This window comes from Siccirubricoccus deserti (genome assembly GCF_014283215.1).
Lineage (GTDB): Bacteria > Pseudomonadota > Alphaproteobacteria > Acetobacterales > Acetobacteraceae > Siccirubricoccus > Siccirubricoccus deserti.
In genome coordinates, this window is sequence record NZ_JACOMF010000001.1 from 57,540 (window position 1) to 79,142 (window position 21,603).

Below are 21,603 nucleotides of genomic sequence, written 5' to 3' on the forward strand. Positions count from 1 at the left end.
GTGTCGGGGCCGAAGCATCAGAGCCCCGCCGGGCAGCGGAACTGGCGCATCGCCGTCATGGTGAAGGGATTCATCACGCTGCTGGCGGTCAGCCGGAAGACCGCGCTCCGGCCGCCGGCGTTGAAGGTGACGGTGAAGCGATCCGGCTGCCCGTCGGAGGCGACGCGGGCGGTATCCAGCAGGCGGTAGAGCGCCCAGGGCCCGGTGCGCTCGACGATGGTCGGCGCGCCGGCGGTCGGCGTCATGGTCAGCCGCACCTGGTTGCGGCCGCCCGGCCCCGGCCACTGCATCCGCACCGGCTGCTGCGGCCCATGCGCGTAGCTGAGCTGCTGGCCATCCATGTCGAGGCTGACCTGGGCGATCGCCGGGTCGAGCGAGACCGGCAGCAGCTCGAACCGCACCACCATCGCCGGGCCGCCAGCGAACAGCCCGTCGCGGATGTCGGCGGCCCGCTGGAACTGCACCAGGCTGTCGGCGGAGAAGCCAAGCTGGGCATTGTCGACCGACTGCCAGCGCCAGGGCCGGGAGACGGTGTCGACGAAGGGCCGCAGGTTCTGGGTGAAGAAACTGTCCACCATGCCGCCCGGCCCCAGCAGCCTGGTGAAATCATCGATCGGCACGTCGATCGGGCTGCCGGAGCTGAAGGGGTAGCGGTTGTTCAGCGCCGTCGCGCAGAAGGGGGCGATGTTGGACCGCCAATTCTCGGCGATCTGCGCCCTCGCGCCGGAGGCGGTGACGCTGGCGCTGCTGCGCGCCGTGGCGGCCACCATGTTATCGATCGGCGCCGGCAGGGTACGCGCCAGGGTCTGCAGCTGCGACGGCAGGCTGCCGCCGGCCGCCGCGCCGCCACCACCGCCCGCCGCGGCGCTGAGCAGGCCGGCGCCACCGCCGGCCGCCGCCTGGCTGAAGCCCTGGTAGAGCTGCAGCAGCTTGGCAACGACCTGCTCCAGCTCGCCCGGCTGCTCCGTGGTGCCGACGAAGTCGCGCAGCCGCTTGAAATGCTCATCCACCCGGATCGCCGGATCGGGGGTGCGGGTATCCTCGGTGACGAAGGCGGCCCGCAGTGCCTCGGCCGCCTGCCGTTGCCGGTAGGACAGGCCGTACAGCACCTCCAGCCGGGTCGTGGCCTGAAGGTTCCGGGCCGCACGACCGGCGGCGCCACCGGGGCCGGCACCTTCCTCGGCCCGGACCAGATGGGTCTCTGCGGCGATCGCCTTCAGCAGGTTGCGGAAGGGCGAGACCGGGCCCGAGAGGGTGTTCAGCACGTCCAGCCCGTCCGACATCGTCTGGAACGGGCGCATCTGCACATCCGCCAGCACCGCATCCCAGCGCCGGATGTAATCCTCGAAATACAGCGCCTGCACGTCGCGCCGCAGCTGCGAGATCCGGCGCAAATCGGTAACCGAGATCTCGTCACCGCTGCCGAGCACCCAGGTCGCCTCGGCGACATCCTGCAGGATCTCCGGCAGCACCGGCAGGAAGACGGTGCGATAGCCGTTGTAGGTGTAGATGCCCGGGATGCCGGTGCTGAGCGGCCGGCCGGAGCGCAATACGAAGACCCGGTTCGCCGCCGGGCCGGCGGCGTCGCCGATGCGCCATTCGCGCAGTCGCCGCACCGGCTGGCTGGTCAGGATGCGCTGGTAGCTGCGCTGCGCCAGCGGCACCTGCCGCAGCACGCTGCGCACCTGCTCGATCAGCAGCCCGTCCAGCGGGACCTCGGCCACCGGCTCCTCCAGCAGTGCCGTGACATGCGCCAGCACGGCGGCGCGTGCCGGCTCGTCCTCCGCCAGCGCCTGGTCGACATCGGCGGCGATCCAGTCGGTGACCAGGGCGGCATCCAGCGGTCCACGCCGACCGAGGATGAGGTAGACCTTCAGCGCATTGTACAGGTAGTCGGCATTGCCGATGTTGTTGCGCAACTGCGTCTCGACCCGGGCCAGCAGCCGCGGCAGCAGCAGCATGTTGAGGCCGTGCCGGTAGCCGGACTGCGCCCCGGAGCCGAGCCGGCTGCCCTGCCACAAGCCGAAGGTGAGGCCGAGCGGTGCGCCGGCTTCGCGCTGCTCATAGCCGCCTGGCAGGCCGCGCAGGGTGGCGAGCGCCGGCAGCACCGGCGGCAGTTCGGTCGCCGGTGCCGGGTTTTGCCGCAGGATCGCCAGCTGCGCCTCGTAGTTATTCACGCCGAGTTGGGCCGCGGCGATCATGTCGCGGTTGCCGAGCCAGCTGTTGAACCAGGCGCCGGTCATTGCCACCAGCAGCAGTGCGGCCGCCGCATAGGCGCCGCCCCAGATCCAGCGGTTGCGCTTCTCCAGCCGCGGGTCGAGCCCGACCAGGCCGCTTTCGAGGAACACCACCTCCTTCATCAATCGGGTCAGGAAGTAGCTGCGCCCCTGGCCGCTGAAGGCGGTGACGGCCTGGCGCTGCAGGCCGAAATTGCTCGCCATCGCACCCAGCAGCCGGTCCATCGGCATGCCGTTCTGGGTGCCGGAGGAGAAGTAGACACCGCGCAGCAGCGCCGGCGTCTCCAGCCGGCTGGGCTGGAAGATGGCGGTGAGGAAGTCCTGCGCGGTCTCCCGCAGCGAGGCCATCTGCTGCGGGAAGCCGTAGATCAGCGCCCGGCGCTGGATATCGGGTTCCTGGTGCACCCGCTCCAGCATGCGGTCGGTCAGCCGCTGCAGCAGCGCATCATACTCGGTGCCGAAGCGGGTGACGGCGGCGGCGCCGGGGTCCTTGCCGTCGTCGAGCGGGAAGGTCATGCCCCAGACCTGCTCGCGCTCCTCCTTGCCGAGGCTGTCGTAGAATTCGATGAAGCCGGCGATCAGGTCGGCCTTGGTGAACATGACATAGACCGGCATCCGCACGCCCAGCTGCTCATGCAGCTCGCGCAGGCGGTTGCGGATGGTCCGGGCATGCTCGGCCTGCTCGCTCTCCTTCATGGCGGAAAGGTCGGAGAGGCTGATCGCCAGCAGCACGCCGTTGATCGGCTGGCGCGGCCGGTGCTTCTTCAGCAGGCCGAGGAAGCCGAGCCAGCTTGCGCTGTCCACCGCGGCCTGGCTGTCCTGGGTGGTGTAGCGGCCGGCGGTGTCGATCAGCACCGCCTGGTCGGTGAACCACCAGTCGCAATTCCGGGTGCCGCCGACGCCGGCCACCGCGCCCTTGTCGGCCAGCGGGAAATTCAGCCCGGAGTTCACCAGCGCCGTGGTCTTGCCCGAGCCCGGCGGGCCGATGAACATGTACCAGGGCTGCTGGTACAGCGCGGTGCCGAAGCGCCCGGCCATGCCGGATTTCTTCAGCGCCTGCTGCGCCTCCTTCAGCCGGGTGGCGAGCAGCGCCACCTCATCAGCGGATGCCGCGGCATCCAGCTCGCCCTGGGTCGGCGGTGCCGCCACCGCCTCGACGAGCTGCTTGTCCTTTCGCTGCTGGCGCAGCATCCGCACCAGGTTGGACACCAGCCAGGCCACCATGATCACGGCGATGGCGACGGCCCGTGCCCATTCCGCGCCCAGCGGCCGGATCTCGCCGATCGCGACGAGATCGCCGAACATCCATACCAGCACGCAGACCATCACCGCGCCGATGAAGGTGCGGACCCAGGGCGAGCGGAGGAAGGATTTGATGGCTCTCACTGGGAATCCCCCGCCTTCACCAGAATGACATCGGTCCGCCGGTTGGCCTGCCTGCCCTCGGCCGTGTCATTCGACGCGATCGGCTGGGAATCCGCCTTGCCCTCGGACCGGATCCGGCTGCGGTCGGTCAGCTTGCCGGCAATCAGCCGCGCCACGGTTTCCGCGCGCTCCTGGCTCAGATGCCAGTTGGAAGGGAAGCGGGCAGTACGGATCGGCGAGCTGTCGCTGTGGCCAGTCACCAGCACTGCGCCGGTTTCATCATTCAGCGCCAGCGCCACCCGCTCCAGCAGCGGGACAGAGGCGGCATTCACCGTCGCATTGCCAAGCCCGAACATGTTGCGGCCGGCAAGGCGGATGGTGGTGGCCTGGGCATCCTCCAGCACCTCCACCAGCCCCTGGCGGATCTCGGGTGCGAGGAAGGCGCGCAGGCGCGGCAGCGCCGCGCTCGGTGGCGGCGGTGGTGGCGGCTGGGGCTGCGCCGCCGGCGGGACGCTCGGCGCAGGGGCCGGCCGTGGCGCCAGCAGCGGTCCGCTCGGCGGCAGCTGCGCATAGCGGGCGGCGACCGCATCGGCATCGCCAGCGAGGGAGAAGTTGAAGCCGAGGTAGATGAAGCCCAGCAACAGCGCGGTGACGGTGCCGATCAGCCACAGCGGCACGCGCTGCGAGAGCGGCCGCTGCCCTGCCGGAATGCCCTGCCAGCGCACCGAAAGCTCGCGCTCGAACTCGCCGCGGCGCTGGCGGATGACGCGGTAGAGCGCATCGCGGAATTCGGTGAGCGAGGCGAGGCCGCGCTGCTGCACCCGGTAGCGGCCGACGAAGCCGAGCGAGAGGCAGAGGTACATCAGCTCCACCACCTGACCGTGGCGGGCCGGGTCCTCCTCCATTTGCTTGAGGATGTCGAAGAAGCGTTCGCCGCCGGCGACCTCATTGTGGAAGACGCTGGTCAGGCTCTGCTGCGACCACGGGCTGTTGGCGCCCCAGGGCGTGCTCAGCACCATGTCGTCGATGGTGGCGCAGAGCGCGTAGCGCGCCGCCCGCAGCGACTGGGTGTCGAGCCCGGTGGCGAGCGCCCGCCGCTCGAACTCCCGCACCGCCTCGATCATGCTGCGGCGGAGCTGGTCCGGCTGCGGGTGCTGGAACCGGCCAAGCAGGCGGATCGCCGCCGCCATCACCGGCGCGGCGGCGGCGGCCAGCGGGTTCACGCCGATGACCGGCAGCGGCACCACCGGCCCGGCCGGCATCGCCGCGGCTGTCATCATCGGCATCGGCTGCGGTGCGGCAGGGGCGCGGCCGCCGGGCCGCGGCCGGATCACCGTGCGGTCATTGTCCTGCGGTTCGGCGAAGGGGTCATCGGACATCGCGCATCATCCCCTGATGGCCCAGCATTCCATGTTCAGCCCGGGGAACTCGCCCGAGAGATGCAGCGCCGCGCCGCCGGAGCGCGCCAGCGCCGCCCAGTAGGGGCCGCTGCGATCCAGCTCGAAGTAGGAGGCGCCGGAGTAGTAGGGCAGCTGGCGCGGCGCGACCGGCAGGGCCCGCACCGCGATGCCGGGCAGCGCGACGTTGATCAGCTCGCGGATCTGCTCGACCGGGCCGATCTTGATCTGGTTCGGCAGGTTGCGCCGCAGCGTCTCGGCCGGCATCTGCGCCGTCACCACCAGCACCCAGGTGGCGTTGGTGACCAGCGAATGGTCGGCGATGGGCGCCACGCGGATGCCGAATTTCCGCTCCTGCAGCGGGATCGGCACCGCGGTCTGCTCCAGCACCGCGCTGAGCGACTGGCGGATCGCCGCCATCACCGGGCGGAAGGTCGCGGTCAGATCCTCGTGCCGATAGGGCGGGTAGACCGCCGGGCGCTTGCGCGCCTCGGTGAAGGTCGCCAGCTCGCCGGCCAGGCCGACGGCGTAGCGGTAGAAGGTCTCCGGGTGCAGCTGGCCCAGGGTCGCCGCCATATGGGTCAGCACCGGCTCGGTGCGGTTGCAGAGCTGCAGCAGCAGGAAATCGGCGAACTCCGCCGCGCCCCGCGTCGCGGTTTCGGAAACCCGCCCGGCCAGCGCCTCGCCGCGATGGTGCACCAGCCCCTGCACCTGGGTGACGAAGCCGCTGAGCACGGAGGAGGCGCTGCTCAGCAGCACCGGCGGGATGTAATTCTCGTCCAGCACCACCGATTTGTCGGAGCGCACCTCGACGATCCGGGCGAGGCCGATCTCCGCCATGCCCTGCCGCGCCTCGTGCTCCAGGGCGAAGCGCAGCCGCAGCTTGGCGACCGGGATGGTGGCATTGGACTGGTAGCCCGCGTTGGTGTCCACCGCCTCATGTTCGGCGCTGGCGTAGCGGGCGACGGTTTCGGCGACATGCGCCGGGGCGGTTTCCGTCACCCCGGGCTGACGGGCTGGCAGCACCAGATAGACCACGCTGTTGCGGGCACTCTCCGGCAGATCGATCGGCTTCGGGCTATCGAGGTCGCCGGGTGCGGAGAAAGGCGTGCCATCCGGCAGGATGCCCGACATCGCCCTGGTCGCGAATTTTCCCAGGGTGAGCAGGTCGCGGTCGATGTCGAGCGCGGTGAGGCCCCAGGCGAAGGGCCGCAGTCCGGCGGTGCTGGCCCGCACCAGGCGTTCCACGTAGCGATCCTGCTGCTGCAGGTGCTGCGGCTGCAGGAACAGCCCCTCGGTCCAGACGACCTTGTTTTCCCAGCCCATCTCAGGCCATCCGCGCCAGGGGGTGCGCCACGGTCAGGCAGGCGGGGTCCACCGGGCCTGGGTTCACGGCGCCGGCGCCAGGGTGACGCCGGCGCGGGCGGCGGTGATGGTCAGGGCGCTGGTCTTGTTCGGCGGCACCGCCCAGGTGCCGCGCCAGGTCACGCCATCGATGCTGCGGGCGCCGATGAAGACGCCGAGCGCTGTCACCCGCGCTTCCGGGTTCAGTGTGCTGGCCTTGGTCTCGTTCGGCGCCAGCAGGAAATCCTCCCGCCGCACCAGCTGGTCGCCGAGCGTCGCCGCATCGCGGTCGAGCAGGGCGAAGAACTCGGCGCCGTTGAAGGCGGCGGTGGAGGTGAGCTGATAGACCCGCAGCTGCACCGGGGCGGCGACCCCGGCTTCGGTCGGGTTGACGTCGGCGGCGCCCTTCAGGGTCAGGTTCACCACGGTGGGCGGCGGGGGCGGCGGGGGCGCGCAGGCCGAAACTCCCGCCAGCAGCCCAAGCAGCCCGGCGAAGCGCATCACCCTATGCAGCATGCATACCCCCCCATAACCGGCCGAAGCGCATGGCCGCCAGCATGCCGCCGGCCCGCGCTCCTTCGGTACCGATAGTTTATCCTATTTCGGTGTAGTTCGCCCAGGGGTGGAAGACTCTCCGCCCACCGCCCCCGCCGGCATCCCGTGCCCCCGGGTGCCGCTCAGAGCTTGCGCTCCTGCTCCTGGTACGCCTTGGCGAACTCCCGGCCGAATACCGCCTGGAAATCCTCCTCGGCCTCGCGGGCGATGTCCTCGTAGGTGGCGCAGAACATCTCCCAGGTGCGGGATTTCCGGCTGCCGGGCAGCAGGCTGCCGAGCAGCCCGGCGCCGGTGATCCGGGCCTCGATGGCCGCCGGGTCGAAGCGCCGCAGCAGCGCGACCAGCGCCGCCTGGACACCGGCCATCACCGCCATCTGGTGCGACCGGAGGTCGCGAAAGGCCTCATCCGTCGCCTTCAGCGGCGGCAGATAGCCTGGCCGGCTCGGCTGCAGGATCGCGGCGACGGCATCCTCCGGCGTCACCGAGAATTTCAGCGCGTTGTTGTTCCGCGCCTGCAGCATGGTCTGCTCGATGCCGAAGCCCCGCTTCACTTCTGCGCGAGACATCAACACGTCTCGCAGGCTCTCGACCATCGTCTTCATCAGCTCGCCGACCAGCCGGAAATAGGCTTCGGCATCCTGTGCCGAGACATCGACCTTGGGGTTGCCGGCGCCTTCGAGGAAGGCGGCGAGCAGCCGCGCCGCCGTCTCCGGCGCGTCGGCGATGGGCGGCGCGGCGGGGACCACCGGCGCCGCGACCGGCAGGGCGCGACCGGGCCGGCCGGGCTCGTCGAAGGGGTTCGCCTCCACCTCTGGCGGCGCCGGGACAGGGGCGGCGGGCGCGGCCGGTTGCGGGAGGCTGGCCACCGGCCCCACGGCCGGGAGCGGCGGGGCGATCGGGACAGGTGCCGAGGCGCCGGGCGCAAGATCGCCGAGCAGATCGTCGAAATCGATATCCGCTGGCAGGCTGGGTGGCGACATGCCGAGGGCAGTCACCGGCGGTTGCGAGGGCGGCGCCGCGCCGGGACCGGGCGGCAGGTCGCCGAGCAGGTCGTCGAGATCTGCGTCGCTCAGCATCGGCTGCACCACCACCCGCGGCGGCGCGTAGAATTGGTTGGCGGCATCGACGTTGTCGCGCTGCGAGGCCCCGCTCCAGGACGGGTCGGCGGCCTGGCCCTGGAAGCGGTCGAACTCAGGCGCCACCGGGCGCTGCTCATCGGCGGTGTCGAAGGGGTCGAGGCCGCGCGGCAGCGGCGTCTCGATCCGCATCGGGTGGCTGAAGCCGCCCGCCGCCGGCATTTCCGAGGGGTCGCCGAAGGGATCGAGCGCCAGCGGGTCGGCCGCCGGCAGGCCGGCCGGCGGTGCCGCGAAGGCCACCGCCGCCGGGCCGGCCTCCGAGACCCGCACCACATAGTCGCCGAGGCGGAACTCGTCGCCATCGGCCAGCACCACCTGGCTGTCGCGCGGCATGCGCTCCATGGCGCCGTTCAGGAACACGCCGTTGGTGCTGAGGTCGGTGAGGATATACCGCCCGCCCATGCAGGCGATGGTGCAGTGCAGCTTGGAGAGCTGCGCGGCGGGATCGTGCAGCACCCAATCGTTCTGCGGCCCCCGCCCGAGCGACAGTGTCCCGCGGTCGAGCGAGCGGATTTCCTGGAGCGGGCCGTTGGCGCCCTGCCCGGTGAGGCTGAGGGTCAGCGGCATCGGGATGCGGCGCCTCGGCTGGCGGGGCTCCGGATCACGTGCATGGCAGGTACCCTTTCACTGGTCCCGGTTGGAGCGACGGGAGGCCCCGGGCCCGGGCGGCAACGCCGTTGCAGGATCGGGCGGCTCACGCATGAATGCAAGCGGCGACGATGGGCCAAGGGAACTGTTGCGACTTCGCCCCCACACCCGCTACGCAGTCGCCAGGGATGCGGCTAGGGTGATGCCGGTTCACCGGATGGGGGCGGCCATGGCGGAGCTGAAGATCAAGCTCAATATAAAGTACAAGGATGTCTACGACGGCAAGCATCCCCAGCTGATCAAGAGCCTCATCGAGCTGCCGACCTTCGAATACGACAAGACGGTCAAGATCCAGGACGCCGACGTCAAGGCGAAGGACATCGAAAGGGAGTTCCTGCACTCGGCCCACGGCATCTTTGCCACCATCAGCTACGTGGTGGATGCCATCCTGAAGGAGAACAAGATCAGCTCGAAGGGCACGGTGACGCCCTCGGCGCTGAAGCCGGTGCAGGCGCAGATCACCAAGGAACTCATCCCCTACCGCAAGAGCCTGACCAAGCTGCTCGAAGGCACCATTGACGAGCTTGCCGGCAATGAGGCGGCCGAGGAGGCCTATAACCCCAAGGACGACAAGGCCACTCCGAAATTCCTTGGCACGCTGACGAAGATCGGCGAGGTGAACGCGGTGTTCCGCGATCTCGGCACGGCGCTGGCCGCTGGCCTCGACCAGGCCAGGACGCTCACCGGGCCGAAGGCGCCGCCGCTGCCCGCGAAGGGGGCGAAGGATCCGCCCTGGATCGCCCTGATCGAGGAGGTGGAGAAGGCGCAGAAGGCGTTCGGCGACGGCATCAAGGATGTCCAGCGATCGATGAAGGCGAAGCCGCCGAACCTGCAGGCGCAGAAGGCGGCGTCGAAGGAGAGCCGTGAGCAGAAGGAACGGCGGGAGGCGATGAACGAACTGGTCGAGCTGCTGGGGAAGATCCCGAAGCGGCTGGACGAGATCGCCGGCATCATCGCCGACGCGACCACCGCCTGCGGCTCGCTGCTCGGCGCGCTGCGTGCCGGCCGCGCCGATTTCCGCCTTTCGCAATGGCCGTCGGTCCCTGATATTTCGCCGAGCTGGACCAAGCTCGAAACCTTGATCAAGACGATCAACAAGCAGATCAAGGCCGTCGAGAAGCTGGCGTCCTGACCCGCCTTCCCCCTGCCCGAGGAGCCGCGCCATGCCCGACATCATCCTGGCCCAGTATGACGGCAGCGCCTGGCTGGTGGCGGGCGTCGACCACCTCGACGCGCTGCTGGAAAACAGCCTGCCTCCGGAGGTCAGCTTCGAGATCGTCGCCTGCCGCGAGCCGTCGGAGGTGGATGCGCTGTGGCGCTACCATGCCGGCGCCCAGGCGGAGCACAGCCAGCCCTGGGCAATCCATCCGAACATCGTCCGCCGGATGCAGGGCCTCGGCACCGGCACCGCCGTGGCCTTCACCGCCTGGTCGGCGCTGCTGAACGCCGAGGCGCAGCGCAGCCTCGGCCGCGCGGCGGAGGCGGCGAAGGCGCAGCCCGATGCGGCGCTGCGGCTGATCGGCCAGGTCGACCCCGCGGCCGGCCCGATGCCGGCGGCGATGCTGCAGATGCGGCTGCAGATGGTGGAGGACGCGCTGGCCGCCGCCGGGATCGACCGCGCCCGGCTGCGGCGCGTCATCCGCAACCCGGAGACGGCGGGCTACCGCGAGGAACTCGCCGACGTCATCGACATCCATATCGGCGAGGGCTGAGCGCCGCTGCGGCGGCCCGGTAGGACGGCTTGCCGGCCAGCCGCCGGAGCACCGGCCATGCATCGCCGCCTGCCGTTCCTGCAGCCCGGCCTGACGCCGCTGCGGCCCCGCCCCGCCGCAGCCGAGCTGCGCGTGTTGAGCGCCGGCGCGGCGGAGCCAGGGAGCGCGGCGCCCTAGTTGTCCTGCGCCCCCCTTCCAGACCGCGGGACGGTGCCCACCGGCAGGATCACCCGGCCGGTGCGCACCGCCCGCATCCTACAGCCCGGCCTGGCTGATGAACTTCGTGTTCAGATAGGCCTCGATCGCCTCCGACCCGCCTTCCGAGCCGTAGCCGCTGTCCTTCATGCCGCCAAAGGGCACCTCCGGCAGGGCGAGACCCAGATGGTTGATTGTCATCATCCCGCTCTCGACCTTGGCGGCGATGGCGTTGGCGGTCTTGGCGCTGCGGGTGAAGGCGTAGCTGGCGAGGCCGTAGGGCAGGCGGTTGGCTTCCTCCACCACCTCGTCGAAGTCCTTGAAGGGAGCGATCATCGCCACCGGGCCGAAGGGCTCCTCATTCATCATCCGGGCGTCCTTGCCGACGCCGGTGAGGACGGTGGGCTGGTAGAAATAGCCCTTGTTGCCGATGCGCTCGCCGCCGGTGTGAACCTCGGCGCCGCGCTGGCGGGCGTCGGCCATCAGCCCGTCCACCCAGGGGATGCGGCGGTCATGCACCAGCGGACCCATCTGGACCCCCTCCTCCAGGCCGTTGCCGACCTTCACCGATTTCGCGGCGGCGACGAATTTCTCGACGAAGGGCTCATAGTGCTTCTCCTGCACCAGGAAGCGGGTCGGCGAGACGCAGACCTGGCCGGCATTGCGGAATTTCGCCCCGGCCAGGGTGCGCACCGCGAGGTCGAGGTCGGCGTCGTCGAAGACGATGGCCGGGGCGTGGCCGCCGAGTTCCATCGTCACCCGCTTCATGTGCAGCCCGGCCAGCGCCGCAAGCTGCTTGCCCACCGGCGTCGAGCCGGTGAAGGTCACCTTGCGGATCACCGGATGCGGGATGAGGTATTCGCTGATCTCGGCCGGGATGCCGTAGACCAGCTGGGCGACGCCCACCGGCAGGCCAGCGTCGAGGAAGCAGCGGACCAGCTCGGCCGGCGAGGCCGGCGTCTCCTCCGGCGCCTTGACGATGATGGAGCAGCCGGTGGCGACGGCGGCCGAGAGCTTGCGCACCACCTGGTTGATCGGGAAGTTCCAAGGGGTGAAGGCGGCGACCGGGCCGACCGGCTCCTTCACCACCAACTGATAGACGCCCTCGGCACGGGCGGGGATGACGCGGCCATAGGCGCGGCGGGCTTCCTCGGCAAACCAGTCGATGATGTCGGCGCCGGCCAGCGTCTCCATCTTCGCCTCGATCAGCGGCTTGCCCTGTTCCTGGGTCATCAGCCTCGCGATCTCGTCGGCGCGGGAGCGCAGCAGATCGGCGGCCTTGCGCATGAGCTTCGCGCGGTCGAAGGCGGAGACCTTCCGCCAGGTGGCGAAGCCCTTCTCGGCGGCGGCCAGCGCCTCGTCGAGGTCGTCGCGGCCGGCGTGGGCGACCTCGCCGATCACCTCCTCCGTCGCCGGGTTGATGACCGGCAGGGTCTTGCCGGAACGGGCGCCGCGCCACTCGCCATTGATGTGCAGCTGGACATTGGGATAGGCCATGGGGCTCTCCTCGGGCCGGCTCCGGGCCGGCATTCTTGGGCGCCGCACCGTGCCAGCGCGGCGGCCGCGGCGCAATCGGGGGTCCTTGGCGCGCTCACGTCCAGGCCAGTCGCAGGCCGCAGCGAGTGAAGCGGAAGGCAGTGGGGCGCATGGGGTGGGGCCGAAGGAAGGGTAAAAGGAACATATTGGGAACTTTTTAATTGGGCAACAAGAAATCGCGGAGGCTGCCCGAGCTTGTCGTTGCGCTGACGCTGCGCCGTGGCGGGGCCGTCCGTGGTGCCGCCACGGCTGGTTAGCGCCCGTGTTGGTCATCAGATTGGCATTTCGTCGTACCAAGTCGCCCCGGCCCCACGGGCGGATCAGCGTGGCTGCCTGCGCAGGCGTTGCTCACGCAGGAAGATGAAGAGACCGGCGCCGATGATGATGGCGGCCCCGGCCATGGTCAGTGGCCCGATCACCTCGCCGAAGAAGAGATAGCCGAAGAGCATGCCCCAGAGGATCAGCGTGTACTGGTAGGGCACGACCACGGAGGCCGGCGCCATCCGCAGCGAGTGGTTCACGCAGAGATTGCCGCCGAGAGAGCCGATGCCGAGGAAGAGCATCAACACGAGATCCAGGCCCCCGGTGGGCGTCCAGCCTTGGGCCAGCACCAGCGCGCCGCCGAAGAGGAGGGCCGCCAGGAGCTGCGCCGTCATCAGCACCGTCCCCGGCGTGCCCGCCAGCCTGCGGGTGGCGATCAGGAAGAGAGCATAGCTGAAGCTGCCCACCAGGGCGCAGACCGCGCCGAAGGAGAGGGATCCAGGCGACGGATGCAGCGCCAGCACCACGCCACCGAAGCCCACCGCCACGGCCGTCCAGCGGCGCCAGCCCACCCGCTCGCCCAGCAGGAAGGGGGAGAGGGCGGTCACATAGATCGGGCCAGCCATGTAATAGGTCATGACCTCCGCCAGCGGCAGCTCGGTGAGGGCCCAGTAGAAGAGCGATCCCTCCAGCGTGGAGAAGACCACGCGCAGCAGCTGCAATCCCGGGCGTGGCGCCTGGAGGAAGGCGTGGGGACCGGCCCTGCGGATGAAGGGCGCCATGGCGCAGAGCCCGGCAATGCTGCGCACCAGCATCAGCTGCCCGACCGCGTAGGCGCCCACCAGCCATTTGCCGAGCGTGTCGTTCACGGCGAAGAGCAGCACGCCGAGCAGCATCATGGCGACGCCGCCAGTGGTGCCCGTGGGCAGGGCACTCAGGCGCAGGAATGCGGACACGGCGATATTCCACCCTTCGCGGCCCTTCTCACCGACGATGGGGGAGGCCACCCCTCAGCACTAGCGAGACGGCATCCTGCTGCAAAGCCCGTGACGGCGGCGCGGGAGGCGTGCGGCTGTCTTGCGAACCGCTGCGGCATCCTGGCCACGATAGGCAAGCCGTACCCGGCGCTCTGGCCAATTCGGGTCCACCTATGGTCAGCAGCAGCCGACAGGGGCGGTACGACGCACCTCCGCTCCGGCCTCCGCTTCCTTCATAAGCGGGCCGGCAGCTTTCGGCCACAAGCGGACCCTACCGCTTCCGGCCAGCACCGGATATCCGGCCGCCTGGCCTCAACGGCCGAGAAGGGCCGCAAGGAACCGCCCGCCCAGCCCTGACCTTCCGCCCTTTGCCCAGTCCCCTCCCCCTCGCCTAACCTCCCCTGAACGCGGCGCGCCACCAGCAAGGCCCGGAGCCGCAAGGAGGAACCACAGGACATGTCAGCGACCAGCCAGACAGCCACCACCACCGACTACGACGCCCTCATCATCGGCGCCGGCATTTCCGGCCTCTACCAGCTTTACCGCCTGCGCCAGCTCGGCCTCCGGGTCCGGGTGGTGGAGGCGGGGACCGGCGTCGGCGGCACCTGGTACTGGAATCGCTACCCCGGCGCGCGCTTCGATTCCGAGAGCTATTCCTACGGCTATTCCTTCTCCCAGGAGCTGCTGCAGGAATGGAACTGGTCGGAGCATTTCGCCGCCCAGCCGGAGACGCTACGCTACCTCAACCATGTGGCCGACAGGTTCGATCTGCGGCGGGACATCCAGTTCCGCAGCCGCGTCACCGCGGCGCATTGGGATGACGCGGCGCGGAGTTGGGAGATCGCGCTGGAGGATGGCAGCCGGCTGCGTGGGCGCTTCCTGATCACCGCCATCGGCCCGCTCTCGGCGCCGACCCTGCCGCGCATCCCGGGGGTGGAGGATTTCCGTGGCCAGTCCTGCCACACCGCGCGCTGGCCGCATGAAGGCGTGGATTTCGCCGGCAAGCGCGTGGCGGTGATCGGCACCGGCTCCACCGGCGTGCAGACGATCCAGGAGGTGGCGAAGACCGCGGCGCAGCTCACCGTCTTCCAGCGCACGCCGAACTGGTGCGTGCCGCTGCACAATGCGCCGATCACGGATGCGGAGCAGCCGGCGATCAAGGCCAATTACCCGGAGATGTTCCGGCGCTGCCAGGAGACCTTCGCCTGCTTCCTCCACACCCCCGACCCGCGCAAGACCTTCGAGGTCTCGCCGGAGGAGCGGGAGGCGTTCTGGGAGCAGCGCTACAACAATCGGGGTTTCGGGCTGTGGCAGGGGAATTTCAGCGATATCCAGACCAATCGCGCTGCGAATGAGGAGCTCAGCGCCTTCGTCGCGAAGAAGATCCGCCAGCGGGTGAAGGACCCGAAGGTGGCGGAGATGCTGATCCCGAAGGACCACGGCTTCGGCACCCGCCGGGTGCCGCTGGAGACGAAATACTACGAGGTCTACAACCAGCCGAATGTCGAGCTGGTGGACATCAAGGCGACGCCGATCGAGCGCATCACCGAGACCGGACTCCGCACCAGTGAGCGCGAATTCGAATTCGACATCATCGTCTACGCCACCGGCTTCGACGCCATCACCGGCAGCTTCGACCGCATCGACATCCGCGGCGTGGCGGGGCGCCGGCTGAAGGAGGCGTGGGCGCATGGCCCGCAGACCTTCATGGGGGTGATGGTGGAGGGCTTCCCCAACATGCTGATGCTGATGGGGCCGCATACCGCGCTCGGCAACATCCCGCGCAGCATCGAGTACAACGTGGACTGGGTGACCGGGCTGATCGGCCACATGCAGGCCAAGGGGCTGAGCGTGGCGGATGCGCGGCCGGAGGCGGTGGCGGCCTGGACCGAGCATGTGAAGGCGGTGGGCGCCGGGCTGCTCTCGAACGAGATCAGCTCCTGGTTCACCGGCGTGAACAGCAACGTCGAGGGCAAGCAGACCCGCATCATCGCCCGCTACAGCGGCAGCGCCCCGGCCTATCGCGCCTGGTGCGACGAGGTGGCGGCGAAGGGGTATCGGGAAGTCGCGCTGGGCTGAGGCCGGCCACGGCGTTGCGCGGCGGGGGCCCGACGATAGTGGTCCCCGCACGGCCCGACGACCACAGCGGATTGCGGTCCCATCCGAATGCCAATCCGCCGCAGCCCAGTGGTTGACGGGCGGAATAGCCGATCCCGGTGAAGTCGCGCTGCCGACCGGCTGTGCGACGCCGGGGATTTCCTGGCCGAGGTGCTGGAGCATCTGCCGAGTGCATATGGGGCTCCGCCCCTGCCAGCCTCGCGGATGTGGCGCCCCCCGGCGCCACGCGGCATGATGGGCGCCTTCCCGCCTGCAGGAGCCGCGATGTCCGCCCTCGACGCCATCCGCCGCCATCACGCCGAACTCACCGCCATCCGCCAGGATCTGCACGCGCATCCTGAGCTCGGCATGGCGGAGCACCGCACCGCGGAGATCGTCGCCCGCCAGCTCGAAGGCTGGGGGATCGAGGTGCACCGGGGCATCGGCGGCACCGGGGTCGTCGGCGTGCTGCGCAACGGCACGGGGAACCGCGCCATCGGCCTCCGCGCCGACATGGATGCGCTGCCGATCGAGGAACTGAACGACGTCGCCTACCGCAGCACCTCGCCCGGGGTGATGCATGCCTGCGGCCATGACGGCCACACCACCATGCTGCTCGGCGCCGCCCGCTACCTGGCGGAGACGCGGAACTTCGACGGCATCGTCCATTTCATCTTCCAGCCCGGCGAGGAAGGCTGCGGCGGCGCCCTGGCGATGCTGGAGGACGGGCTGTTCGAGCGCTTCCCCTGCGACGCCATCTACGGCATGCACAACCGGCCCGGCATGGCGATCGGCGAATACGCGATCCGCAGCGGCCCGACCGCGGCCGGCGGCGCCTTCTTCGACATCCTGGTCGGCGGCCGCGGCGCGCATGGGGCGCGGCCGGAGGCAAGCATCGACCCGGTGCTGGCGGCCTGCCACATCACCACGGCGCTGCAATCCATCGTCTCCCGCAACCTCAGCCCGCGCGAGCCGGCGGTGATCAGCGTGACCAGGGTGGTGGGCGGCGAGGCCTACAACGTCATCCCTGAGACCGCGACCATCTCCGGCACCGCCCGCTTCTTCAGCCGCGCCGTCGCGGCGCAGATCAAGGATGGGCTGAAGCGGGTGGCGGAGGGCGTCGCCGCCGGCTTCGGCGCGACGGCCAGCCTCGACTGGCGGCTGATCTTCGCGCCGACGGTGAACGACGCCGCGCAGGCGGAGGCCTATGCGGCGGCGGCGGCTGAGCTCGGGCCGGTGGCGCGGGACAAGCCGCCCGGCATGGGGTCGGAGGATTTCTCCTTCATGATGGAGAAGGTGCCCGGCGCCTATATCCACATCGGCAATGGCGAGGGCGCGATGCCGCACAACCCGCGCTACCAGTTCAACGACGCCGCCATCCCCTATGGCGCCGCGCTCTACGCAAGGGTGGTGGAGCGGGGGCTGCGCGGGCAACAGCACGCTGAAGGATGAGGGGGGCTTTGCCTCTCAAACACCCCCGCCAAGGGCCGAAGGGCCTTTGGCGGGGTGAGATCGAGATGGGCGGAGCCCCTCTCGAAAGGGCCAAGGCCACTCCTCGGCAACCCATTGTCAAACCCGCTTCGGCGTCATGATCGTCACCTTGTAGGGCCGGCCATCCCGGTCGTAGGTGGTCCACTCGCCAACCTGCTCGCCATCCTTGAAATGGCCGGACCGCAGTCTTGTCCCGTTGGTGCGGAACCATTCCCAATAGCCGGTGGGGACGCCATCGATGGTCTGGCCCCTGGCCCAGACGCTACCGTCCTTGTGGTGCTTTTCAAAGGGAAGGATCGCCATTAGGTTGCCTTATCCGCCCGGCGGTGGGCTGCCACTCGGTCGCAGGCGGAGGAATTGCGAGCACAGCACCCCCTCATCCGTCTCAGCGGCTTCGACATCGACCCGCCGCTGGTCCTCGGCGCTCCAGTCGCACCGGCCGGAGACGCCGCCGAGGATCGCAGTGAGGAAGCGTTCGGGCTGCCGGGTCAGCAGCTGCACCACGACATGCGCGCCCATGGAATACTCGATGGTGCGGATCGCGCGACGGACCGCCTCTGTCGTGGTGGCGCTGCCGTGGAGAACCTGGCCCATAGCGCGTCCTTCCATGCCTGGGAGAAGACTGCACCATCAAACCCTGGGATCAAACACCTAGTCAAAATAGCCCGCCCCTCGAATTCCGTCGAGGGACGCGCTATATGGGGTCCGTCACCTCGGTGACTATGGCGATAAACACGGCTCGGGATAAGCGTTGCGGACCCGGGGGCAGTGCCCGGCGCCTCCACCATCCCCTTCGGGGGGCCAAGGGGGCGAAACAGGCTCGACGCGCGTGGTAATGGGGTCGCTTTTGCCCGGCATGGTTCCGCCGTCATCGGGCCGATTCTAAGTGCGAACGATAACAGCCGCGAGGCTGTCGCACTCGCTGCCTAGGAATAGGTAAGCGCGGTTCGGGGGGCACCGGGCAACAGAAGCCCCCCACTTTCCTCCGGCTTCACTTTTTGCTCACACTTTCGTGGCTCCTGCGCATGCCCTATGCATCCTTAATGCATAGGGTAGAGGGCCGTATGAATGAATGAGACCGCCTCCCCCCCTGAAAGCCTGTTGCCTTACGCGCGATGGACCGAGGAAGCGCTGCGCGCCGTGCCGCGGGATGCGCTGGCGCATGCGGCGAAGCACGGGCTGCCGGGTGAGCACCATTTCTACCTGACCTTCCGCACCGATGCCCCCGGCGTCTCGATCCCGGCGCATCTGCGCGCCCGCTACCCGCAGGAGATGACCATCGTCCTGCAGCACAAATTCTGGGACCTGTCGGTGGATGCCACGGCCGGCACCTTCTCGGTCGGGCTGTCCTTCGGCGGCGTGCCGGCGATGCTGACGGTGCCCTTCGCCGCGCTGACCGCCTTCGCCGACCCGCATGTGCGCTTCGGCCTGCGCTTCCAGCCGCCGGATGCGCCCCCGGCCAAGGCGGAGGCCGAGCCGCCGGCGGCGGTGGATGCCGATGCCCCGCCGCCCCAGGTGGTCAGCCTCGACGCCTTCCGCCGCCGGCCCAGCCGGGAGTAGCAACGCCCCACGGAACCGCTGCGCGGTTTCGCGGCCGCCTGATGATGCCTCCCGGCTGGCGCTTCACAGGCTGCGGAAGACCGCGGGCGGGGTGCGGGAGCGCACCTCTCCCTGTCATGGCCGGACTCGACCCGTCGCTTGGCCGCCTGCCCCCCGGAGGCACGGATCAGCCCGCGCATGGTGGGGGAAGCAGGGCGGTCGGCCTTTTCCGCGACCCGCCAAGCGGCCGCGGCAGGCGGAACGCCAGACGCTGGTTGGCTTGGCCGCCCCGCTGCGGTAATCCCCGCCTGACCCGATGCGCCGCCGGCCCCTTGCCGCGGCGCCTCAGCGCGGAGACCGCCCGTGACCCCACCGCTTGACCACGACGCCGGCCCTGTGGCCGCGCCCGCCCGCCCCGCCGGCTTCCGCTACAGCCCGATGTTCCCGCTGGCCGAGGACGCGACGCGCTGGCGGAAGCTCGACATCGAGGGCGTCTCCACCGTGGAGGTCGATGGCCGCACCGTGCTGCGGGTGAAGCCGGAGGCGCTGGAGGCGCTGGCCTTCCAGGCCTGCCGCGACGTCTCCCACCTGCTGCGCCCGGCGCATCTGCAGCAGCTGGCCAATATCCTGGCCGACCCCGAGGCCAGCGCGAACGACCGCTTCGTCGCGCTCGACCTGCTGAAGAACGCCAACATCGCCGCCGGCGGCGTGCTGCCGATGTGCCAGGACACCGGCACCGCCATCGTCTTCGGCAAGAAGGGCCAGCGCGTCTGGGTCGAGGGCGATGAGGAGGAGGCGATCAGCTACGGCATCCACCGCACCTATACCGAGACCAACCTGCGCTATTCGCAGATGGCGCCGCTGACCATGTTCGAGGAGGTGAACACCGGCAACAACCTGCCGGTCGACTTCTCCATCATGGCGGCGCCCGGCGAGCATCACGCGGATGAGTTCCACCTGATGTTCATCCTCAAGGGCGGCGGCTCGGCCAACAAGACCTTCCTCTACCAGCAGACCCGCGCGGTGCTGAACAAGCCGAAGCTGCTGGCCTTCCTGGAGGAGAAGATCAAGACTCTCGGCACCAGCGCCTGCCCGCCCTACCACCTCGCCATCGTCATCGGCGGCACCGCGGCGGAGACCACGCTGAAGACGGTGAAGCTCGCCAGCACCAAGTGGCTGGACGAGCTGCCAGCCGAGGGCGACCGCTCCGGCCATGCCTTCCGCGACCATGCGCTGGAAGCCGAGGTGCACAGGCTGACGCAGAACCTCGGCATCGGCGCGCAGTTCGGCGGCAAGTACTTCTGCCACGACGTCCGCGTGGTGCGGCTGCCGCGGCATGGCGCCAGCCTGCCGATCGGCATCGGCGTCAGCTGCTCGGCCGACCGCCAGGTGAAGGCGAAGATCACGCCGGAGGGCATCTTCATCGAGGAGCTCGAGCACGAGCCGGCGAAATACCTGCCGGAGGCAACCGACAGCATCCTCGGCGGCGATGTCGTGAAGATCGACCTGAACCGGCCGATGGACGAAATCCGCGCGACGCTTGCGAATTACCCGGTGAAGACGCGGGTCTCGCTGACCGGCACCATGGTGGTGGCGCGCGACATCGCCCATGCCAAGCTGCAGGAGCGGCTGGACGCCGGCCAGGGGCTGCCAGACTACATCAAGAACCACCCGGTCTATTACGCGGGCCCGGCCAAGACCCCGGAAGGCTTCGCCACCGGCAGCTTCGGCCCGACCACGGCGGGGCGGATGGACAGCTATGTCGAGGCCTTCCAGAAGGCCGGCGGCAGCCTGGTGATGCTGGCCAAGGGCAACCGCAGCAAGGCCGTGCTGAACGCCTGCAAGGCCTACGGCGGCTTCTACCTGGGCAGCGTCGGCGGCCCGGCGGCGCGGCTGGCACAGGACTGCATCAGGAAGGTCGAGGTGCTGGAATATCCGGAACTCGGCATGGAGGCGGTGTGGCGGATCGAGGTGGAGGATTTCCCCGCCTTCATCGTGGTCGACGACAAGGGCAACGACTTCTACGACGGGCTGGAATAGCGGCACGCCGCGAACCGGGTGGGCGGATGGCGCCAGGCGCTGCGCATGGCGCCACCGCCGCCCCGGACCCGCGGAATGGCTTGCCTCGCCCGACGCACCCCCCTATGCCGGACAGGCCCGCATCGCCGAGAGAGTGCCGATGACCGAACGCCGCCTCATTTCTTCCGGCAGCCGCTTCGAGGAGCAGATCGGCTACAGCCGCGCCGTGGTCGATGGCGACCACGTCTGGGTCTCCGGCACCACTGGCTTCGACTACAAGACCATGACCCTGCGGGACGGCGTGGTGGCGCAGGCCACCCAATGCTTCGAGAACATCGCCGCCGCCCTGGCCGAGGCCGGCGCCAGCCTGGATGACGTGGTGCGGGTGCTGTTCATCGTGCCGCACCGGGCCGATTGGGAGCCCTGCTGGCCGGTGGTGAAGCGCTACCTCGGCCGCGCCCGCCCCGCCTCGACGCTGATCCACGCCGGGCTGCAGAGCGAGGCGATGCTGATCGAGATCGAGGTCACGGCCCGCCTGCCGAAGAAGGGCTGAACCCCATGCGCTTCGCCGTGGACCGCCTCGACCACCTCGTCATCAACTGCCGTGACGTCGAGGTCATGGCGTCCTGGTACCAGCGCGTGCTGGGCATGGAGCGGGAGGATTTCGGCCACCCCTCGCGGGTCGCGCTGAAATTCGGCGGGCAGAAGCTGAACCTCCGGCCGCATGACGCGCCGCAGTCGGAATGGCTCGCCGCCGAGGTTTGCGCCGCCGGCACCCAGGACCTCTGCTTCATCGTCGCGGTGCCGGCGGCCGATATCGTGGGCCATTTCCACGGCTGCGGAGTGCGGATCGAGCTGGGCCCGGTCACCCGGCAGGGCGCGCTCGGGGCCATGGGCTCGGTCTATTGCCGCGACCCGGAGGGCAATCTCATCGAGGTCTCGACCTACTCCTCCTGAGCTGGGCGCGGCACCGGTCCGGGGGCAGCCGCGGTCGGCCCCGAAGCCGCGGCCAAGCCTCCAGCCGCTCGCGGTCCGGCAGCACCGCCTCGGCCGGGGCCGGCAGGGCGATCGGCGTCTCCGCCTTCAGCCGGATT

Annotated in this window: 17 protein-coding genes and 1 other RNA gene; 9 read left to right on the top strand and 9 right to left on the bottom strand. The window is 69.7% G+C overall.

Going from position 1 to position 21,603, the window contains the following annotated elements; all coding sequences use genetic code 11:
• Nucleotides 1–17: 17 nt before the first annotated feature.
• The 5 genes from tssM to tagH form a co-directional block, all read right to left on the bottom strand.
• Nucleotides 18–3,623, bottom strand: coding sequence for a type VI secretion system membrane subunit TssM (gene tssM, locus H7965_RS00285; protein WP_186768521.1), 3,606 nt, complete (start codon nucleotides 3,621–3,623; stop codon nucleotides 18–20).
• Nucleotides 3,620–4,981, bottom strand: coding sequence for a type IVB secretion system protein IcmH/DotU (gene icmH / locus H7965_RS00290; RefSeq protein ID WP_186768522.1), 1,362 nt, complete (start codon nucleotides 4,979–4,981; stop codon nucleotides 3,620–3,622). Before icmH ends, tssM begins: the two co-directional genes overlap by 4 nt.
• Nucleotides 4,982–4,987: 6 nt before the next feature.
• Nucleotides 4,988–6,325 (bottom strand): type VI secretion system baseplate subunit TssK, encoded by a 1,338-nt coding sequence (gene tssK / locus H7965_RS00295; RefSeq protein ID WP_186768523.1) that lies wholly within the window; start codon nucleotides 6,323–6,325, stop codon nucleotides 4,988–4,990.
• A gap of 63 nt (nucleotides 6,326–6,388) precedes the next feature.
• Entirely contained in the window at nucleotides 6,389–6,859 is a 471-nt protein-coding gene (gene tssJ / locus H7965_RS00300) for a type VI secretion system lipoprotein TssJ (RefSeq protein ID WP_186768524.1), read from the bottom strand.
• Nucleotides 6,860–7,020: 161 nt separating this feature from the next.
• A complete protein-coding gene (gene tagH, locus H7965_RS00305; RefSeq protein ID WP_186768525.1) occupies nucleotides 7,021–8,601 on the bottom strand; it encodes a type VI secretion system-associated FHA domain protein TagH in 1,581 nt (526 codons plus the stop codon).
• A 4-nt stretch (nucleotides 8,602–8,605) separates the two neighbouring features.
• On the opposite strand from tagH, the gene H7965_RS00310 reads away from it, so the two are divergent.
• A complete protein-coding gene (locus H7965_RS00310; RefSeq protein ID WP_186768526.1) occupies nucleotides 8,606–9,814 on the top strand; it encodes a hypothetical protein in 1,209 nt (402 codons plus the stop codon).
• A gap of 31 nt (nucleotides 9,815–9,845) precedes the next feature.
• The gene (locus H7965_RS00315; RefSeq protein WP_186768527.1) at nucleotides 9,846–10,394 is read left to right on the top strand and encodes a hypothetical protein; all 549 of its coding nucleotides are present in this window, start codon (nucleotides 9,846–9,848) and stop codon (nucleotides 10,392–10,394) included.
• Between the two features lie 255 nt (nucleotides 10,395–10,649).
• Here H7965_RS00315 and H7965_RS00320 read toward each other — a convergent pair whose 3' ends face one another.
• The gene (locus H7965_RS00320) at nucleotides 10,650–12,086 is read right to left on the bottom strand and encodes an NAD-dependent succinate-semialdehyde dehydrogenase (protein WP_186768528.1); all 1,437 of its coding nucleotides are present in this window, start codon (nucleotides 12,084–12,086) and stop codon (nucleotides 10,650–10,652) included.
• A gap of 359 nt (nucleotides 12,087–12,445) precedes the next feature.
• The gene (locus tag H7965_RS00325; protein ID WP_229682423.1) at nucleotides 12,446–13,342 is read right to left on the bottom strand and encodes a DMT family transporter; all 897 of its coding nucleotides are present in this window, start codon (nucleotides 13,340–13,342) and stop codon (nucleotides 12,446–12,448) included.
• Nucleotides 13,343–13,819: 477 nt separating this feature from the next.
• On the opposite strand from H7965_RS00325, the gene H7965_RS00330 reads away from it, so the two are divergent.
• Nucleotides 13,820–15,442 carry a flavin-containing monooxygenase gene (locus tag H7965_RS00330; RefSeq protein WP_186768529.1) on the top strand — a complete coding sequence of 541 codons (1,623 nt, stop codon included), beginning with the start codon at nucleotides 13,820–13,822 and terminating at the stop codon, nucleotides 15,440–15,442.
• A 303-nt stretch (nucleotides 15,443–15,745) separates the two neighbouring features.
• Nucleotides 15,746–16,912: a M20 aminoacylase family protein gene (locus H7965_RS00335; RefSeq protein ID WP_186768530.1), complete on the top strand. Its 1,167-nt coding sequence runs from the start codon at nucleotides 15,746–15,748 to the stop codon at nucleotides 16,910–16,912.
• A gap of 117 nt (nucleotides 16,913–17,029) precedes the next feature.
• On the opposite strand, the gene H7965_RS00340 is transcribed toward H7965_RS00335, so the two are convergent.
• A complete protein-coding gene (locus H7965_RS00340) occupies nucleotides 17,030–17,254 on the bottom strand; it encodes a toxin-antitoxin system YwqK family antitoxin (protein WP_186768531.1) in 225 nt (74 codons plus the stop codon).
• 9 nt (nucleotides 17,255–17,263) lie between these two features.
• Nucleotides 17,264–17,545, bottom strand: coding sequence for a hypothetical protein (locus tag H7965_RS00345; RefSeq protein WP_186768797.1), 282 nt, complete (start codon nucleotides 17,543–17,545; stop codon nucleotides 17,264–17,266).
• Between the two features lie 74 nt (nucleotides 17,546–17,619).
• On the opposite strand from H7965_RS00345, the gene ssrA reads away from it, so the two are divergent.
• The 5 genes from ssrA (at nucleotide 17,620) to H7965_RS00370 (ending at nucleotide 21,466) form a co-directional block, all read left to right on the top strand.
• Nucleotides 17,620–17,931: a transfer-messenger RNA gene (gene ssrA / locus H7965_RS00350) on the top strand.
• An 88-nt stretch (nucleotides 17,932–18,019) separates the two neighbouring features.
• Entirely contained in the window at nucleotides 18,020–18,511 is a 492-nt protein-coding gene (locus H7965_RS00355) for an SspB family protein (protein ID WP_186768532.1), read from the top strand.
• A gap of 417 nt (nucleotides 18,512–18,928) precedes the next feature.
• On the top strand, nucleotides 18,929–20,530 hold the full coding sequence (locus H7965_RS00360) for a fumarate hydratase (protein WP_186768781.1): 1,602 nt from the start codon (nucleotides 18,929–18,931) through the stop codon (nucleotides 20,528–20,530).
• 139 nt (nucleotides 20,531–20,669) lie between these two features.
• On the top strand, nucleotides 20,670–21,062 hold the full coding sequence (locus H7965_RS00365) for a RidA family protein (RefSeq protein ID WP_186768533.1): 393 nt from the start codon (nucleotides 20,670–20,672) through the stop codon (nucleotides 21,060–21,062).
• Nucleotides 21,063–21,067: 5 nt separating this feature from the next.
• A complete protein-coding gene (locus tag H7965_RS00370) occupies nucleotides 21,068–21,466 on the top strand; it encodes a VOC family protein (RefSeq protein ID WP_186768534.1) in 399 nt (132 codons plus the stop codon).
• The last annotated feature ends 137 nt before the right edge of the window (nucleotides 21,467–21,603 follow it).

Coding starts and splice junctions, on each gene's coding strand:
- H7965_RS00345 (WP_186768797.1), bottom strand. CDS start 17,545: ATGGGCCAGGTTCTCCACGGCAGCGCCACCACGACAGAGGCGGTCCGT.
- H7965_RS00330 (WP_186768529.1), top strand. CDS start 13,820: ATGTCAGCGACCAGCCAGACAGCCACCACCACCGACTACGACGCCCTC.
- H7965_RS00340 (WP_186768531.1), bottom strand. CDS start 17,254: ATGGCGATCCTTCCCTTTGAAAAGCACCACAAGGACGGTAGCGTCTGG.
- icmH (WP_186768522.1), bottom strand. CDS start 4,981: ATGTCCGATGACCCCTTCGCCGAACCGCAGGACAATGACCGCACGGTG.
- H7965_RS00320 (WP_186768528.1), bottom strand. CDS start 12,086: ATGGCCTATCCCAATGTCCAGCTGCACATCAATGGCGAGTGGCGCGGC.
- H7965_RS00360 (WP_186768781.1), top strand. CDS start 18,929: ATGTTCCCGCTGGCCGAGGACGCGACGCGCTGGCGGAAGCTCGACATC.
- H7965_RS00315 (WP_186768527.1), top strand. CDS start 9,846: ATGCCCGACATCATCCTGGCCCAGTATGACGGCAGCGCCTGGCTGGTG.
- H7965_RS00335 (WP_186768530.1), top strand. CDS start 15,746: ATGTCCGCCCTCGACGCCATCCGCCGCCATCACGCCGAACTCACCGCC.
- H7965_RS00370 (WP_186768534.1), top strand. CDS start 21,068: ATGCGCTTCGCCGTGGACCGCCTCGACCACCTCGTCATCAACTGCCGT.
- H7965_RS00310 (WP_186768526.1), top strand. CDS start 8,606: ATGCGGCGCCTCGGCTGGCGGGGCTCCGGATCACGTGCATGGCAGGTA.
- H7965_RS00355 (WP_186768532.1), top strand. CDS start 18,020: ATGAATGAGACCGCCTCCCCCCCTGAAAGCCTGTTGCCTTACGCGCGA.
- tssJ (WP_186768524.1), bottom strand. CDS start 6,859: ATGCTGCATAGGGTGATGCGCTTCGCCGGGCTGCTTGGGCTGCTGGCG.
- tagH (WP_186768525.1), bottom strand. CDS start 8,601: ATGCCGCTGACCCTCAGCCTCACCGGGCAGGGCGCCAACGGCCCGCTC.
- tssK (WP_186768523.1), bottom strand. CDS start 6,325: ATGGGCTGGGAAAACAAGGTCGTCTGGACCGAGGGGCTGTTCCTGCAG.
- H7965_RS00365 (WP_186768533.1), top strand. CDS start 20,670: ATGACCGAACGCCGCCTCATTTCTTCCGGCAGCCGCTTCGAGGAGCAG.